Origin of the sequence: Streptomyces sp. NPDC015171, assembly GCF_043079545.1 — a bacterium.
Taxonomy (GTDB): domain Bacteria; phylum Actinomycetota; class Actinomycetes; order Streptomycetales; family Streptomycetaceae; genus Streptomyces.
This window is the reverse complement of sequence record NZ_JBIBUO010000016.1, coordinates 94,017-107,982: the sequence shown is the minus strand read 5'-3', so window position 1 is coordinate 107,982 and position 13,966 is coordinate 94,017. Positions and strand designations below refer to the sequence as shown.

The window sequence follows — 13,966 nt, the reverse complement described above, 5'->3', positions numbered from 1 at the left end:
GTCACCAGCCGGCGGACGCGCCCGTCAGCTCCCTGATCGCCGGGCGGGCGGCGTCCAGCACGGTCATGAACCAGGCCGAGAAGGGGTCCTCGGCATGCCGCTCGGCCAGCTCGGCCGCCGTCACGAAGGCGGCCTGGGCGACCTCCTCCGGGTCCGGCCCGAGCGGCGCCTGCACCAGGCCGACGAAGAGGTGGTTGAACTCCTGCTCCACCAGGCCCGAGGCGGGGTCGGGGTGGTTGTAGCGGACCGTGCCGGCCTCCGCGAGCAGCGAGGGCGACACGCCCAGCTCCTCGTAGGTGCGCCGGGCCGCCGCGGCGAAGGGCGCCTCACCCGGGTACGGGTGGCCGCAGCAGGTGTTGGACCACACACCGGGCGAGTGGTACTTGCCGAGCGCGCGCTGCTGGAGGAGCAGCCGGCCCTGCTCGTCGAAGAGGAAGACGGAGAACGCCCGGTGCAGCTGTCCCGGCGGCTGATGGGCCGCGAGCTTCTCCGCCGTACCGATCGTCACACCCTTCTCGTCGACCAGTTCCAGCAAAATCGCCTCTGCGGTGCCCTCCGACGAGCTGTGCGTCGCGGTGGCAGGTGTGATCGGCATACCCATCCTTCGCCTCGGTCTTCGCACCCCAAGTCTGCCGTACGAATCCGGCACTCCCGGCACGTCAGCGTGTCCGCGCGCGGCGCGGCCACCGGGAGGCGGACCCGGTAGATCATCGTGCCCGGTGCCCGCCGCCGGGAACCGCCCGGGGGTACGTCGAACAGCAGTGCGTACGCGCGGTCAGTGGCACAGACGCGCCTCGTGCTCCGCGTGGCCGCCCGGCTCCAGCTGGAAGGTGCAGTGCTCCACGTCGAAGTGGTGGCCGATGCAGCCCTGCAGTTCGTGCAGCATCTTCTCGTGCCCGATGGCGCTCAGCACCTCGGTGCTGACGACCACGTGCGCCGACAGCACCGGCATGCCCGAGGTGATGGTCCAGGCGTGCAGGTCGTGGACGTCCTCCACGCCGTCGAGCGCCAGGATGTGGGCCCGGACCTCCGCCATGTCGACGCCCTTGGGCGCCGCCTCCAGCAGCACGTCCAGCGTCTCGCGCAGCAGCTTCACCGTCCGCGGCACGATCATCAGGCCGATGACCAGCGAGGCGATGGGGTCCGCCGTCTGCCAGCCGGTGAGCAGGATCACCGCGGCCGAGATCAGCACCGCCACCGAGCCCAGCGCGTCCGCCGCCACTTCGAGGAAGGCGCCGCGCACGTTCAGGCTCTCCTTCTGCCCGTGCATCAGCAGCACCAGCGAGACGGAGTTCGCGGCCAGGCCGATCAGACCGAACACGATCATCAGACCGCCCCGGGTCTGCGCGGGCTCGACGAACCGCTGGACCGCCTCGTACAGGACGTATCCGCCGACGCCGAGCAGCAGCACGCAGTTGGCCAGGGCCGCGAGGATCTCGGCGCGTGCGTAGCCGAAGGTGCGGTTGGTGCTCGGCGGGAGGTTGGCGAAGTGGACGGCGAGCAGCGCCATGCCGAGGCCCACCCCGTCGGTCGCCATGTGCGCCGCGTCCGCGATCAGCGCGAGCGAGTCCGCGAGCAGCCCGCCGATGATCTCGACGACCATGATCGTGAGCGTGATGCCCAGCGCGATCCGCAGCCGGCCCCGGTACGCGGCCGCGGCCGTACCCGTGGCCGGCGCGTGCGCATGCCCGTGGTCGTGCCCTGCCCCCATGACTACCGCCTCCCGTGTGCCTGTCCGGAAGCCAGTGAACTACGGGTGGGGGGTATCTGGCAACGCGGCACTGAACACCGTTGTCATGTGCCCTGACCTGCGGAAACGTTCCGCAGGTCAGGGCGCTGCCAGGGGCTGCCGGCTCACGCGCCGCGGTGCTGGCGCCAGCCCGCCCAGGCCGACTCGACCATCTCTCGCACCCCGCGCCGGGCCCGCCAGCCCAGGGTCTCGGCGGCCCGCTCGGCCGAGGCCACCGCGCGGGGCGCGTCCCCGGGGCGGCGCCCCTCCACCAGCGGCGCCCTGCGGTCCCCGGTGACCTCCCCGATGACCGAGATCAGCTCGCGCACCGAGACCCCCTCGCCCCGGCCGATGTTCAGCGTCAGATCGCCGGTGAGATCCCCGCCGGCGAGCCGCCGCGCCGCCGCCAGGTGGGCCTCGGCGAGATCGGCGACATGGATGTAGTCACGGACGCAGGTGCCGTCCGGCGTCGGATAGTCGTCGCCGAAGATCCGCGGGGCCTCGTCCCGGGTGAGCCGGTCGAAGACCATCGGCACGATGTTGAACACACCGGTGTCCGCCAGCTCGGGCGCCGCCGCGCCCGCCACGTTGAAATACCGCAGGCACACCGTGGAGATTCCGTGCGCCCGCCCGGCCGCCCGGACCAGCCACTCGCCGGCCAGCTTGGTCTCGCCGTAGGGGTTCACCGGGGCGCACGGGGTGTCCTCCGTGATGAGGGACACGTCCGGGTTGCCGTACACCGCCGCCGACGAGGAGAACAGCAGCCGGCCGATGCCCGCCTCCGCGACCGCGTCCAGCAGGGTGGCCAGGCCGCCCACGTTCTCCCGGTAGTAGCGGGTGGGCTGCGCCACCGACTCCCCGACCTGCTTGCGCGCGGCGAGATGGATCACACCCGTCACGCCGTGCTCGGCGAAGACCCGCTTCAGCAGCGGCCCGTCCAGCGTCGAGCCCCGCACGAGCGGAACCTCCGCCGGCAGCCGCGCCGGCACGGCGGCCGACAGATCGTCCAGCGCCACGACGCTCTCCCCGGCGCTCGTCATGGCCCGCGCCACATGCGCCCCGATGTATCCGGCTCCGCCGGTGATCAGCCACGTCATGGTCGCCCACCCTATGCCGAGCGGCCCGGTGTCCCGGTTGCCCGGGTCTGCGCCACGGGTTTGTGGGCCGGGCCCCGGATCCCCGATGATGATCGCGGCAAAGGCCGGGTCAGCCCCTGTGGGCCGGACCGTGAACGGCCGGTGAACACGGATCCCGGCCCATCGGATAGCCTCTGCCGACATGCCGCCCGGGTGCCGCAGGCAGGGGCGCCCCATCACGCAGAAGACCGGCGCCTGGCGCGTCGGCACCCAGGGAGTGAGTTCGGTTGTCGACGGCCATCGTCACCGGTCAGCCGGTCCCCGGATCGTCACTGGAGAACGATCTGCGGTCCCTCGGCTTCGACGTGCGCGTGGCCGCCGACGCCGCCGAGTCGGAGACCCTGCTCGCGGCCGTACCGGCCGGCCGGCGCGTGGCCCTGGTCGACGCCCGGTTCGTCGGGCACCCGCACGCGCTGCGCCTCGGGCTGACCGACCCGCGCTTCCCGCTCGCCGCCGTCCCCGGCGCCGTCACCGCCCAGCCGGCCGCCCGGCAGGCCCTCACCCGGGCCGTGGCCCGCGAGACCTCGGCGGGCGACGCCGCGGCGGCCGACGGTGCGCGTGAGGCGGGCGGCGCCCCCGCGGTCGCCGTGGACAGCCTCGCCGACCGTGTTGTCACGGCCCTCGACGCCGACGGCGAGGCGGTGCACCGGCCCGAGCTAGGCAGCCTGGTCGCCGTCGTGCCGGCCGACCCGCAGGCCCGCAACGAGGCCCGGCAGGCCGTCGCCGCCGTCGATGACGAGGCCATACGCCTGAAGTCGGCCGTGAAGTCCCGGGACGGCTTCTTCACCACCTACTTCATCAGCCCGTACTCGCGCTACATCGCACGCTGGTGCGCCCGCCGCGGGCTGACCCCGAACCAGGTGACCACGGCCTCGCTGCTGACCGCGCTCATCGCGGCCGGCTGCGCGGCGACCGGCACCCGCGGCGGCTTCGTCGCGGCCGGCGTCCTGCTGATCGCCTCCTTCGTCCTGGACTGCACCGACGGCCAGCTCGCCCGGTACGCCCTGAAGTACTCCACCCTCGGCGCCTGGCTCGACGCCACCTTCGACCGGGCCAAGGAGTACGCCTACTACGCGGGACTCGCCCTCGGCGCCGCCCGCGGCGGCGACGACGTATGGGCCCTCGCCCTCGGCGCGATGATCCTGCAGACCTGCCGGCACGTGGTCGACTTCTCCTTCAACGAGGCCAACCACGACGCCACCGCCAACACCAGCCCCACGGCCACCCTCTCCGACAAGCTCGACAGCGTCGGCTGGACGGTCTGGCTGCGCCGCATGATCGTGCTGCCGATCGGCGAGCGCTGGGCGCTGATCGCGGTCCTCACGGCGGCCACCACCCCGCGGATCACCTTCACCGTCCTGCTCATCGGCTGCGCCTTCGCCGCGACGTACACCACGGCGGGCCGGGTACTGCGGTCCCTGACCCGCAAGGCGCGGCGCACCGACCGGGCCGCGCAGGCGCTCGCCGACCTCGCCGACTCCGGTCCGCTCGCCGAACTGCTCGGCCGGGGCCTGCGGGTCAAGGCTCACGCCCTGGCGCCGCTCAGCGCCGGCTTCGGCGGCGCGCTCCTCGTGGTCGTGGCCGGGGTGTGGGGGGCGAGCTGGCAGACCGTCGCCGCCGCCGGCCTTTACGTCGTCCTGGCGGCCGAAGCCGTCGACCACCCCCTCAAGGGCGCCCTCGACTGGCTGGTCCCGCCGTTCTTCCGGGCCGCCGAATACGGCACCGTGCTGATCCTCGCGGCCGAATCCGGGGTGAACGGGACCCTTCCCGCAGCTTTCGGCCTGGTGGCCGCCGTCGCCTACCATCACTACGACACGGTGTACCGCATCCGCGGCAACGCCGGAGCGCCGCCGGCCTGGCTGGTGCGCGCGATCGGGGGTCACGAGGGGCGCACGCTGCTCGTCACCGTCCTGGCCGTGCTGCTCACCGCCGCGCAGTTCAAGGTCGCGCTCACGGTTCTCGCCGTGGCCGTCGCCCTGGTGGTGCTCGTCGAGAGCATCCGCTTCTGGGTGTCCGCTGGGGCGCCCGCCGTACACGATGAAGGAGAACCCGCATGATCGGCCTCGTGCTGGCGGCCGGCGCCGGACGGCGTCTGCGCCCCTACACCGACAGCCTGCCCAAGGCGCTGGTGCCGGTGGGGCCCGCGGGCATAGAGGACTCGATCACGGTGCTCGACCTCACCCTCGGCAACTTCGCCGAGATCGGGCTGACCGAGGTCGCGATCATCGTCGGCTACCGCAAGGAGGCCGTGTACGAGCGCAAGGCGGCCCTGGAGCAGAAGTACGGCCTCAAGCTCACCCTCATCGACAACGACAAGGCCGAGGAGTGGAACAACGCCTACTCCCTGTGGTGCGGCCGTGACGCCCTCAAGGACGGCGTGATCCTCGCCAACGGCGACACCGTCCACCCGGTCTCCGTCGAGAAGACGCTGCTCGCCGCCCGCGGCGACGGCAAGCGGATCATCCTCGCCCTGGACACGGTGAAGAACCTGGCCGACGAGGAGATGAAGGTCGTCGTCGACCCCGAGAAGGGCATGACGAGGATCACCAAGCTGATGGAGCCCGCCGAGGCCACCGGCGAGTACATCGGCGTCACCCTGATCGAGGGCGATGCCGCGCCCGAGCTGGCCGACGCGCTGAAGACGGTCTGGGAGACCGACCCGCAGCAGTTCTACGAGCACGGCTACCAGGAGCTGGTCAACCGCGGCTTCCGCATCGACGTGGCCCCGATCGGCGACGTCGAGTGGGTCGAGATCGACAACCACGACGACCTTGCCCGCGGACGGGAGATCGCGTGCCAGTACTGACCCGGCTCATCCCCTCGCCGGTCGTCGTGGACATCCGCCCGGGTGCCCTCGACGACCTCGCCGCCGTCCTCGCCGACGAGCGCATCTCGACCTCGGGCCGGCTGGCCATCGCCGTCAGCGGCGGATCCGGGGCCCGGCTGCGCGAGCGGATCGCCTCCTCGCTGCCCGGCGCCAGCTGGTACGAGGTCGGCGGCGGCACCCTCGACGACGCGGTGCGGCTGGCCGGCGCCATAAAGGCAGGCCGCTACGACGCGGTCGTCGGCCTCGGCGGCGGAAAGATCATCGACTGCGCCAAGTTCGCGGCGGCCCGGGTCGGCCTGCCGCTGGTCGCCGTCGCCACCAACCTCGCGCACGACGGCCTGTGCTCGCCGGTCGCGACCCTCGACAACGACGCGGGCCGCGGCTCCTACGGCGTGCCGAACCCGATCGCGGTGGTCATCGACCTCAACGTGATCCGCGAGGCGCCCGTCCGGTTCGTCCGTTCCGGCATCGGCGACGCCATCTCCAACATCTCCGCGGTCGCGGACTGGGAGCTGGCCAACCGGGTCAAGGGCGAGAAGGTGGACGGCCTGGCCGCCGCCATGGCCAGGCAGGCCGGCGAGGCGGTGCTCAGGCACCCCGGCGGAGTCGGCGACGACGGCTTCCTCCAGGTGCTGGCCGAGGCGCTGGTCCTCACCGGTATCGCCATGTCGGTGTCGGGCGACTCACGCCCGTCCTCCGGCGCCTGCCACGAGATCAACCACGCTTTCGACCTGCTCTACCCCAAGCGGGCCGCCGCCCACGGCGAGCAGTGCGGCCTCGGCGCCGCCTTCGCGATGTACCTGCGCGGCGCCCACGAGGAGTCGGCGTACATGGCCGAGGTGCTGCGCCGGCACGGGCTTCCGGTGCTGCCGGAGGAGATCGGCTTCACGGTGGACGAGTTCGTCCGCGCGGTGGAGTTCGCCCCCGAGACGCGCCCCGGCCGCTACACGATCCTCGAACACCTCGACCTCAAGACGAACCAGATCAAGGACACCTACGCCGACTATGTCAAGGCCATCGGTAGCTGAACTCCGTCCGGTCGTCCACCCCGCGGGGGTGAAGGACCGGCGCAGCGGTGAGCACTGGGCGGGACGCCTCTACATGCGTGAGGTGTCCCTGCGCGTCGACCGCTACCTGGTGAACACCAGGGTCACGCCCAACCAGCTCACGTACCTGATGACCGTCTGCGGCGTGCTCGCCGCCCCGGCCCTGCTGGTGCCGGGGATCACGGGCGCCCTGCTCGGCGTGGTCGCCACCCAGCTGTACCTGCTGCTGGACTGCGTCGACGGCGAGATCGCCCGCTGGAAGAAGCAGTACTCCCTCGGCGGGGTCTACCTGGACCGCGTCGGCGCCTACCTGACCGACGCGGCCGTCCTGGTCGGCCTCGGCCTGCGCGCCGCCGACCTGTGGGGCAGCGGCCGTATCGACTGGCTGTGGGCCTTCCTCGGGACCCTCGCCGCGCTCGGCGCCATCCTGATCAAGGCCGAGACCGACCTGGTCGGCGTCGCCCGGCACCAGGCCGGCATGCCGCCGGTGCAGGACGCCGCCGGCGTCGCCGAGCCGCGCTCCGCCAAGATGGCGCTGGCCCGCCGGGCCGCCGCGGCCCTGAAGTTCCACCGGCTGATCCTCGGCATCGAGGCCTCGCTGCTCATCGTGCTCCTCGCGATCCTGGACCAGGCCCGCGGCGACCTGTTCTTCACCCGCCTCGGTACGGCCGTACTCGCCGGTATCGCGATGCTGCAGACCCTGCTGCACCTGGTGTCCATCCTCGCCTCCAGCAGGCTGAAGTGAGCACGCCCATGAAGGTCGGCGCGGTCATCATCACCATGGGCAACCGGCCCGAGGAGCTGCGGGCTCTGCTCGACTCGGTCGCCAAGCAGGACGGCGACCCGGTCGAGGTGGTCGTCGTCGGCAACGGCTCGCCCGTCCCGGACGTGCCCGACGGGGTGCGGATCAAGGAACTGCCGGAGAACCTGGGCATCCCCGGCGGGCGCAACGTCGGCATAGAGGCCTTCGGCCCCGGTGGCCGCGACGTCGACATATTGCTCTTCCTCGACGACGACGGCCTGCTCGCCCGGCACGACACCGCCGAACTGTGCCGTACGGCGTTCGAGGCCGACCCGGAGCTCGGCATCATCAGCTTCCGCATCGCCGACCCCGAGACCGGCGAGACCCAGCGCCGGCACGTGCCCCGGCTGCGCGCCTCCGACCCGATGCGCTCCTCCCGGGTCACCACCTTCCTCGGCGGCGCCAACGCCGTCCGCACCCGCGTCTTCGCGGAGGTCGGCGGGCTCCCGGACGAGTTCTTCTACGCGCACGAGGAGACCGACCTGGCCTGGCGGGCCCTCGATGCCGGCTGGATGATCGACTACCGGTCCGACATGGTGCTCTACCACCCGACGACCGCCCCCTCGCGGCACGCGGTGTACCACCGCATGGTCGCCCGCAACCGCGTCTGGCTCGCCCGCCGCAACCTCCCCGCCGCGCTGGTCCCGGTCTACCTCGGGGTCTGGCTGCTGCTCACCCTGGTCCGCCGCCCCTCGCGGCCGGCCCTGCGGGCCTGGTTCGGCGGCTTCCGGGAGGGCTGGGCCACGCCGTGCGGTGCCCGCCGTCCGATGCGCTGGCGTACGGTGTGGCGACTCACCCGACTGGGCCGTCCCCCGGTCATCTGACAAGCTCGACCCTGAGAGGTCGCTACTCTCGAACAGCTCATGAACGCGTGTTCGCCGACGAGGGCGGACACGCGGCAGACGCACCCGAAGACGAAAGTTTCCCACCTGTGAGTGAGACCACGCACGACGGTACGGTCGCGGTGACCGCGGCCCCGTCGCCCGACGCGGGCCTGACGGCGGCCGAGCTCGCCGCCAAGTACGGGCTCTCCGTGAGCGGCGCCCGCCCCTCGCTCGTGGAGTACATCCGGCAGCTGTGGGGGCGCCGCCACTTCATCCTCGCCTTCTCCCAGGCGAAGCTGACCGCCCAGTACAGCCAGGCCAAGCTCGGCCAGCTCTGGCAGGTGGCCACCCCGCTGCTGAACGCGGCCGTGTACTTCTTCATCTTCGGGATGATCCTGAAGGCCAGCCGCGGCATGTCCCAGGACGTGTACATCCCGTTCCTGGTGACCGGTGTGTTCGTGTTCACCTTCACGCAGAGTTCGGTCATGTCGGGCGTCCGCGCGATCTCCGGCAACCTGGGCCTGGTGCGCGCCCTGCACTTCCCGCGCGCCTCCCTGCCGGTGTCCTTCTCGCTCCAGCAGCTCCAGCAGCTCCTGTTCTCGATGATCGTGATGTTCGTCGTGGCGATCGGCTTCGGCAGCTACCCGGGCCCGTCCTGGCTGCTGATCGTGCCGGTGCTGGCGCTCCAGTTCCTGTTCAACACCGGGCTCGCGCTGATCGTGGCCCGCATGGGCGCCAAGACGCCGGACATGGCGCAGCTCATGCCGTTCATCCTGCGGACCTGGATGTACACCTCCGGCGTCATGTTCTCGATCAACCACATGCTGGAGGGCCGCTCCGAGTGGGTCGCCCGGGTGCTCCAGGTCAATCCGGCCGCGGTCTACATGGACCTGATGCGGTTCGCCCTGATCGACGGCTACGGCTCGGCGAACCTGCCGCCGCATGTCTGGGCCATCGCCCTGTTCTGGGCAGTGGTCGTCTTCGTCGGCGGCTTCGTGTACTTCTGGAAGGCTGAGGAGCGGTACGGCCGTGGCTGAGGACAACATCCAGGACCAGCGTCCGACGGTCATCGCGGACGAGCTGCACATCGTCTACCGGGTCAACGGCGCCAAGACCGGGAAGGGCAGCGCGACGGCGGCCCTGAGCCGGATACTCAGGCGGGGCTCCGACGACACGGCGCGGGGGGTGCGCAAGGTGCACGCCGTGCGCGGTGTCTCCTTCGTCGCCTACCGCGGCGAGGCCATCGGTCTCATCGGCTCCAACGGCTCCGGCAAGTCCACCCTGCTGCGGGCCATCGCCGGCCTGCTGCCCGCGGAGCGGGGCAAGGTCTACACCGACGGCCAGCCGTCCCTGCTGGGCGTCAACGCGGCCCTGATGAACGACCTCACCGGGGAGCGGAACGTCATTCTGGGCGGGCTCGCCATGGGCATGTCCCGGGAACAGGTCAAGGAGCGCTATCAGGACATCGTCGACTTCTCGGGCATCAATGAGAAGGGCGATTTCATCACGCTGCCGATGCGCACGTACTCCTCCGGTATGGCGGCCCGGCTCCGGTTCTCCATCGCGGCCGCCAAGGACCACGACGTCCTCATGATCGACGAGGCGCTGGCCACCGGTGACCGCAAGTTCCAGAAGCGTTCCGAAGAACGGATCCGGGAACTGCGCAAAGAGGCGGGAACGGTCTTTCTCGTCAGCCACAACAACAAGTCCATCCGCGACACCTGCAACCGCGTGTTGTGGCTGGAGCGCGGTGAACTGCGCATGGACGGACCCACCGACGAGGTCCTCAAGGAGTATGAGAAGTTCACGGGCAAGTGACCCGTTTCGGCCAGGGCCCCGCCGGAATTCCTCCGGCGGGGCCCTGTGTCTGCAAAGGAAACGTCAACTCGGTCTGGCGTTAGGAATCTTGGAGCCAATCGGTGTGTTGTTGTGATGCGCAGGACACCCCGACGGTCGGCGCCGCGTTGTACAACGTAAGCTGTACCGGTGCCGGAAACCGGCAAGTGGGGCGATAATGCGCGTCACCCTCCGTGGGGGTGTCTCCGCGCATTGCGGGGCGGCGTGTCCGAAATAGTGTGTATTGGGTCGGCAGTGTAGAACGGGAGATGTGACGGCAATGGCTACGGAAACTCCCCTGCTCGGGGCAGCATGTGCCGTTCCCGCCCCGGGCAGCGCCCGATGACCGGCACCGGCACGGTGCCCGACCTGGAACGCGCCACGCTGGACAAGGCCGCGCACGAGAACTTCCCGGTGGCCCCCTTCTTCCTGCCCGGAGCCTGGCGCGACGACCTCATGGCCGTCTACGGCTTCGCGCGCCTCGTGGACGACATCGGCGACGGCGACCTCGCCCCCGGCGGAGCCGACGCCCGGGCGCTCGGCGTGTCGCCCGCCGAGGCCGCCGACCGGCTCCTCCTCCTCGACGCCTTCGAAGCGGACCTCCGGCGTGTCTTCGACGGCACCCCGGGCCATCCGCTGCTGCGCCGGCTGCAGCCCACCGTCCGCCGCCGCGCCCTCACCCCCGAGCCCTTCCTCGGACTGATCGCCGCCAACCGCCAGGACCAGCTCGTCACGCGCTACGAGACCTACGACGATCTCCTCGCCTACTGCGAACTGTCCGCCAACCCCGTCGGCCGCCTCGTCCTCGGTGTCACCGGCACCTCCACCCCCGAACGGATCCGGCTGTCCGACGCGATCTGCACGGCCCTGCAGATCGTGGAACACCTCCAGGACGTCGCCGAGGACCTCGGCGACGACCGGATCTACCTCCCCGCCGAGGACATGAAGCGCTTCCACGTCCGGGAAACGGACCTGGCCGCGAAAACCGCGGGCGCATCGGTGCGCGCCCTGGTTGCATACGAAGCACAACGCGCCCGCGATCTGCTGAATGAAGGCGCCCCCCTGGTGGGTAGCGTCCACGGCAGGCTGAAGCTGCTGCTCGCGGGGTTCGTGGCGGGGGGAAGGGCGGCGATCAGGGCGATCGCCGCCGCCGAATACGACGTACTTCCCGGCCCGCCCAGACCCGGCAAGGTCCAGTTGCTGCGCGAGGCGGGCGTGATCCTGCGAGGAGAGGGGTGATCCGGACCGTGGATACTCCGCCGCACGTGTCCGCACCGGTACTCGCCGCCTACAGCTACTGCGAGGCCGTCACCGGGCAGCAGGCCCGGAACTTCGCCTACGGCATCCGGCTGCTGCCGACGGCCAAGCGCCGCGCCATGTCGGCGCTGTACGCGTTCTCCCGGCGCGTGGACGACATCGGTGACGGCGACCTGGCCGACGAGGTCAAGCTGGCGCGGCTCGAAGACACCCGCGCGCTGCTCGCCCGGGTCCACGAGGGCGAGGTGGAGGAGGACGACACCGACCCGGTGGCCGTCGCCCTCAGCCATGCCGCGCGGGCCTTCCCGGTCCCGCTCGCCGGCCTGGACGAGCTGATCGACGGCGTCCAGATGGACGTGCGCGGCGAGACCTACGAGACCTGGGACGACCTGAAGGTCTACTGCCGGTGTGTCGCGGGTGCCATCGGCCGCCTCTCGCTCGGCGTGTTCGGCACCGAACCGGGAGCGCGCGGCGCCGAGCGCGCCGCCGAGTACGCCGACACCCTGGGGCTCGCGCTGCAGCTCACCAACATCCTCCGGGACGTCCGCGAGGACGCGATCGGCGGCCGCACCTATCTGCCCGCCGACGACCTCGCCAAATTCGGCTGCTCGGCCGGGTTCCACGGGCCGACCCCGCCGGAGGGCTCCGACTTCGCCGGCCTCGTCCACTTCGAAGTGCGCCGCGCCCGCGCCCTGTTCGCCGAGGGCTACCGGCTGCTGCCCATGCTCGACCGGCGCAGCGGCGCCTGCGTGGCCGCGATGGCGGGCATCTACCGCCGGCTGCTCGACCGCATCGAGCGCGACCCGGAGGCCGTGCTGCGCGGCCGGGTCTCGCTGCCCGGACACGAGAAGGCCTACGTCGCCGTGCGCGGCCTGTCCGGGCTCGACACCCGGCACGTGAGCCGCCATGTCTCCCGGCGCTCCGTCAGGAGGCGTGCCTGATGGACATCACGGAACCAGCCGGCGAACCGCAGGCAACCCTCCGCTGCGGCGTGGCGTCCCTGACTGCGACGGCCGGGCGTGCACCGTTCAACCAGCACGCTCGGCACGCACGGAAGGACGCACGATGAGCGACGGCTCACCACCCCCCGCACAGCCCCCGCCCGGCACCGCGCGGACGGCAGGCCGCAGTGCGGTCGTGGTCGGCGGCGGCCTCGCCGGAGTCACCGCGGCGCTCGCCCTCGCCGACGCGGGCGTCCGGGTCACCCTGCTCGAAGGCAGACCCAGGCTGGGCGGCCTCGCCTTCTCCTTCCAGCGCGGCGACCTGACCGTCGACAACGGTCAGCATGTGTACCTGCGCTGCTGTACCGCCTACCGCTGGTTCCTCGACCGGATCGAGGGCACGGCGCTGGCACCGCTGCAGGACCGCCTGGACGTGCCCGTCGTCGACGTCGCCAAGCCCGAGGGACGACGGCTCGGCAGACTGCGGCGCGACCCGCTGCCCGTCCCCCTCCACCTGGGGCGCAGCCTGGCCGCCTATCCGCACCTCTCGCTCGCCGAGCGCGCCGCCGTCGGGCGTGCCGCGCTCGCGCTGAAGGGGCTCGACCTCGCCGATCCGGCCCTGGACGCCCAGGACTTCGGCGGCTGGCTGGCCGCGCACGGCCAGTCGGCCCGTGCCATCGAGGCCCTGTGGGACCTGGTCGGGGTCGCCACCCTCAACGCGGTCGCGGGCGACGCCTCGCTGGGGCTCGCCGCGATGGTGTTCAAGACCGGTCTGCTGTCCGACCCGGGCGCGGCCGACATCGGCTGGGCCCATGTCCCGCTGGGCGAACTGCACGACCGGCTGGCCCGCAAGGCGCTCGACTCCGCGGGCGTCCGTACCGAGGTCCGTACACGCGTCACCTCCGTCTCTCTTAACGAGAACGGCGGCTGGAACGTTCAGGTTCCCGGCGAGACACTCTCCGCGGACGCCGTCGTCCTCGCCGTGCCCCAGCGCGAGACCCACGAACTGCTGCCGGCCGGCGCCCTCGACGCGCCCGAGCGGCTGCTGGAGATCGGCACCGCGCCGATCCTCAACGTCCACGTCGTCTACGACCGCAAGGTGCTCGCCCGGCCCTTCTTCGCGGCCGTCGGCACCCCCGTGCAGTGGGTGTTCGACCGCACTCACGCCTCCGGCCTGGACGCCGGGCAGTACCTGGCGCTGTCCCAGTCGGCCGCGCAGGACGAGATCGACCTGCCGGTCGCCGACCTCCGAGAGCGCTATCTGCCCGAGCTGGAACGGCTGATCCCGGGCACGCGCGCGGCCGTGGTGAAGGACTTCTTCGTGACCCGGGAGCGCACGGCGACGTTCGCCCCCACCCCGGGCGTCGGGCGGCTGCGGCCCGGCGCCCGCACCAAGGCCCCCGGCCTGTACCTGGCCGGAGCGTGGACCGCCACCGGGTGGCCCGCGACCATGGAGAGTGCGGTCCGCAGTGGAGTGAGCGCGGCCGGCGCCGCCCTCGACGCCCTGGGCCGGCCCCGCCCCCGCCACCTCTTCGCGTTCGAGGAGGCGGCCTGATGTCCGATCAGCA

14 protein-coding genes are annotated in these 13,966 nt (G+C 71.7%); 11 read left to right on the top strand and 3 right to left on the bottom strand.

Annotated elements, in window-relative coordinates:
- Position 1: 1 nt before the first annotated feature.
- The 3 genes from idi to galE all read right to left on the bottom strand — a co-directional run bounded on the left by idi (position 2) and on the right by galE (position 2,826).
- Positions 2–595 carry an isopentenyl-diphosphate Delta-isomerase gene (gene idi / locus ACF073_RS33415; RefSeq protein WP_392075191.1) on the bottom strand — a complete coding sequence of 198 codons (594 nt, stop codon included), beginning with the start codon at positions 593–595 and terminating at the stop codon, positions 2–4.
- Between the two features lie 180 nt (positions 596–775).
- On the bottom strand, positions 776–1,711 hold the full coding sequence (locus ACF073_RS33410; RefSeq protein ID WP_392075190.1) for a cation diffusion facilitator family transporter: 936 nt from the start codon (positions 1,709–1,711) through the stop codon (positions 776–778).
- A gap of 143 nt (positions 1,712–1,854) precedes the next feature.
- Positions 1,855–2,826 (bottom strand): UDP-glucose 4-epimerase GalE, encoded by a 972-nt coding sequence (gene galE, locus ACF073_RS33405; RefSeq protein ID WP_392075189.1) that lies wholly within the window; start codon positions 2,824–2,826, stop codon positions 1,855–1,857.
- Between the two features lie 266 nt (positions 2,827–3,092).
- Here galE and ACF073_RS33400 point away from each other — a divergent pair, with 266 nt between their 5' ends.
- The 11 genes from ACF073_RS33400 (at position 3,093) to hpnE (ending at position 13,953) form a co-directional block, all read left to right on the top strand.
- Entirely contained in the window at positions 3,093–4,922 is a 1,830-nt protein-coding gene (locus tag ACF073_RS33400; RefSeq protein ID WP_392075188.1) for a DUF5941 domain-containing protein, read from the top strand.
- Positions 4,919–5,671: a sugar phosphate nucleotidyltransferase gene (locus tag ACF073_RS33395; RefSeq protein ID WP_392075187.1), complete on the top strand. Its 753-nt coding sequence runs from the start codon at positions 4,919–4,921 to the stop codon at positions 5,669–5,671. The genes ACF073_RS33400 and ACF073_RS33395 overlap by 4 nt, the downstream gene beginning before the upstream one ends.
- Positions 5,659–6,720 (top strand): iron-containing alcohol dehydrogenase family protein, encoded by a 1,062-nt coding sequence (locus ACF073_RS33390; protein ID WP_392075186.1) that lies wholly within the window; start codon positions 5,659–5,661, stop codon positions 6,718–6,720. The genes ACF073_RS33395 and ACF073_RS33390 overlap by 13 nt, the downstream gene beginning before the upstream one ends.
- Entirely contained in the window at positions 6,698–7,483 is a 786-nt protein-coding gene (locus tag ACF073_RS33385; RefSeq protein WP_392075185.1) for a CDP-alcohol phosphatidyltransferase family protein, read from the top strand. Before ACF073_RS33390 ends, ACF073_RS33385 begins: the two co-directional genes overlap by 23 nt.
- An 8-nt stretch (positions 7,484–7,491) precedes the next feature.
- The gene (locus ACF073_RS33380) at positions 7,492–8,364 is read left to right on the top strand and encodes a glycosyltransferase family 2 protein (RefSeq protein WP_392075267.1); all 873 of its coding nucleotides are present in this window, start codon (positions 7,492–7,494) and stop codon (positions 8,362–8,364) included.
- A 107-nt stretch (positions 8,365–8,471) separates the two neighbouring features.
- Positions 8,472–9,401, top strand: a complete 930-nt coding sequence (locus tag ACF073_RS33375) for an ABC transporter permease (protein ID WP_392075184.1) — start codon at positions 8,472–8,474, stop codon at positions 9,399–9,401.
- Positions 9,394–10,182, top strand: coding sequence for an ABC transporter ATP-binding protein (locus ACF073_RS33370; RefSeq protein ID WP_392075183.1), 789 nt, complete (start codon positions 9,394–9,396; stop codon positions 10,180–10,182). Before ACF073_RS33375 ends, ACF073_RS33370 begins: the two co-directional genes overlap by 8 nt.
- 360 nt (positions 10,183–10,542) lie before the next feature.
- Complete coding sequence (gene hpnC, locus ACF073_RS33365) at positions 10,543–11,439, top strand: squalene synthase HpnC (protein WP_392075182.1); 897 nt, start codon at positions 10,543–10,545, stop codon at positions 11,437–11,439.
- Positions 11,436–12,398 (top strand): presqualene diphosphate synthase HpnD, encoded by a 963-nt coding sequence (gene hpnD, locus ACF073_RS33360; protein WP_392075181.1) that lies wholly within the window; start codon positions 11,436–11,438, stop codon positions 12,396–12,398. Before hpnC ends, hpnD begins: the two co-directional genes overlap by 4 nt.
- Positions 12,398–12,526 (top strand): DUF6380 family protein, encoded by a 129-nt coding sequence (locus ACF073_RS33355; RefSeq protein ID WP_392075180.1) that lies wholly within the window; start codon positions 12,398–12,400, stop codon positions 12,524–12,526. Before hpnD ends, ACF073_RS33355 begins: the two co-directional genes overlap by 1 nt.
- Complete coding sequence (hpnE, locus tag ACF073_RS33350) at positions 12,523–13,953, top strand: hydroxysqualene dehydroxylase HpnE (RefSeq protein ID WP_392075179.1); 1,431 nt, start codon at positions 12,523–12,525, stop codon at positions 13,951–13,953. Before ACF073_RS33355 ends, hpnE begins: the two co-directional genes overlap by 4 nt.
- Positions 13,954–13,966 lie beyond the last annotated feature (13 nt).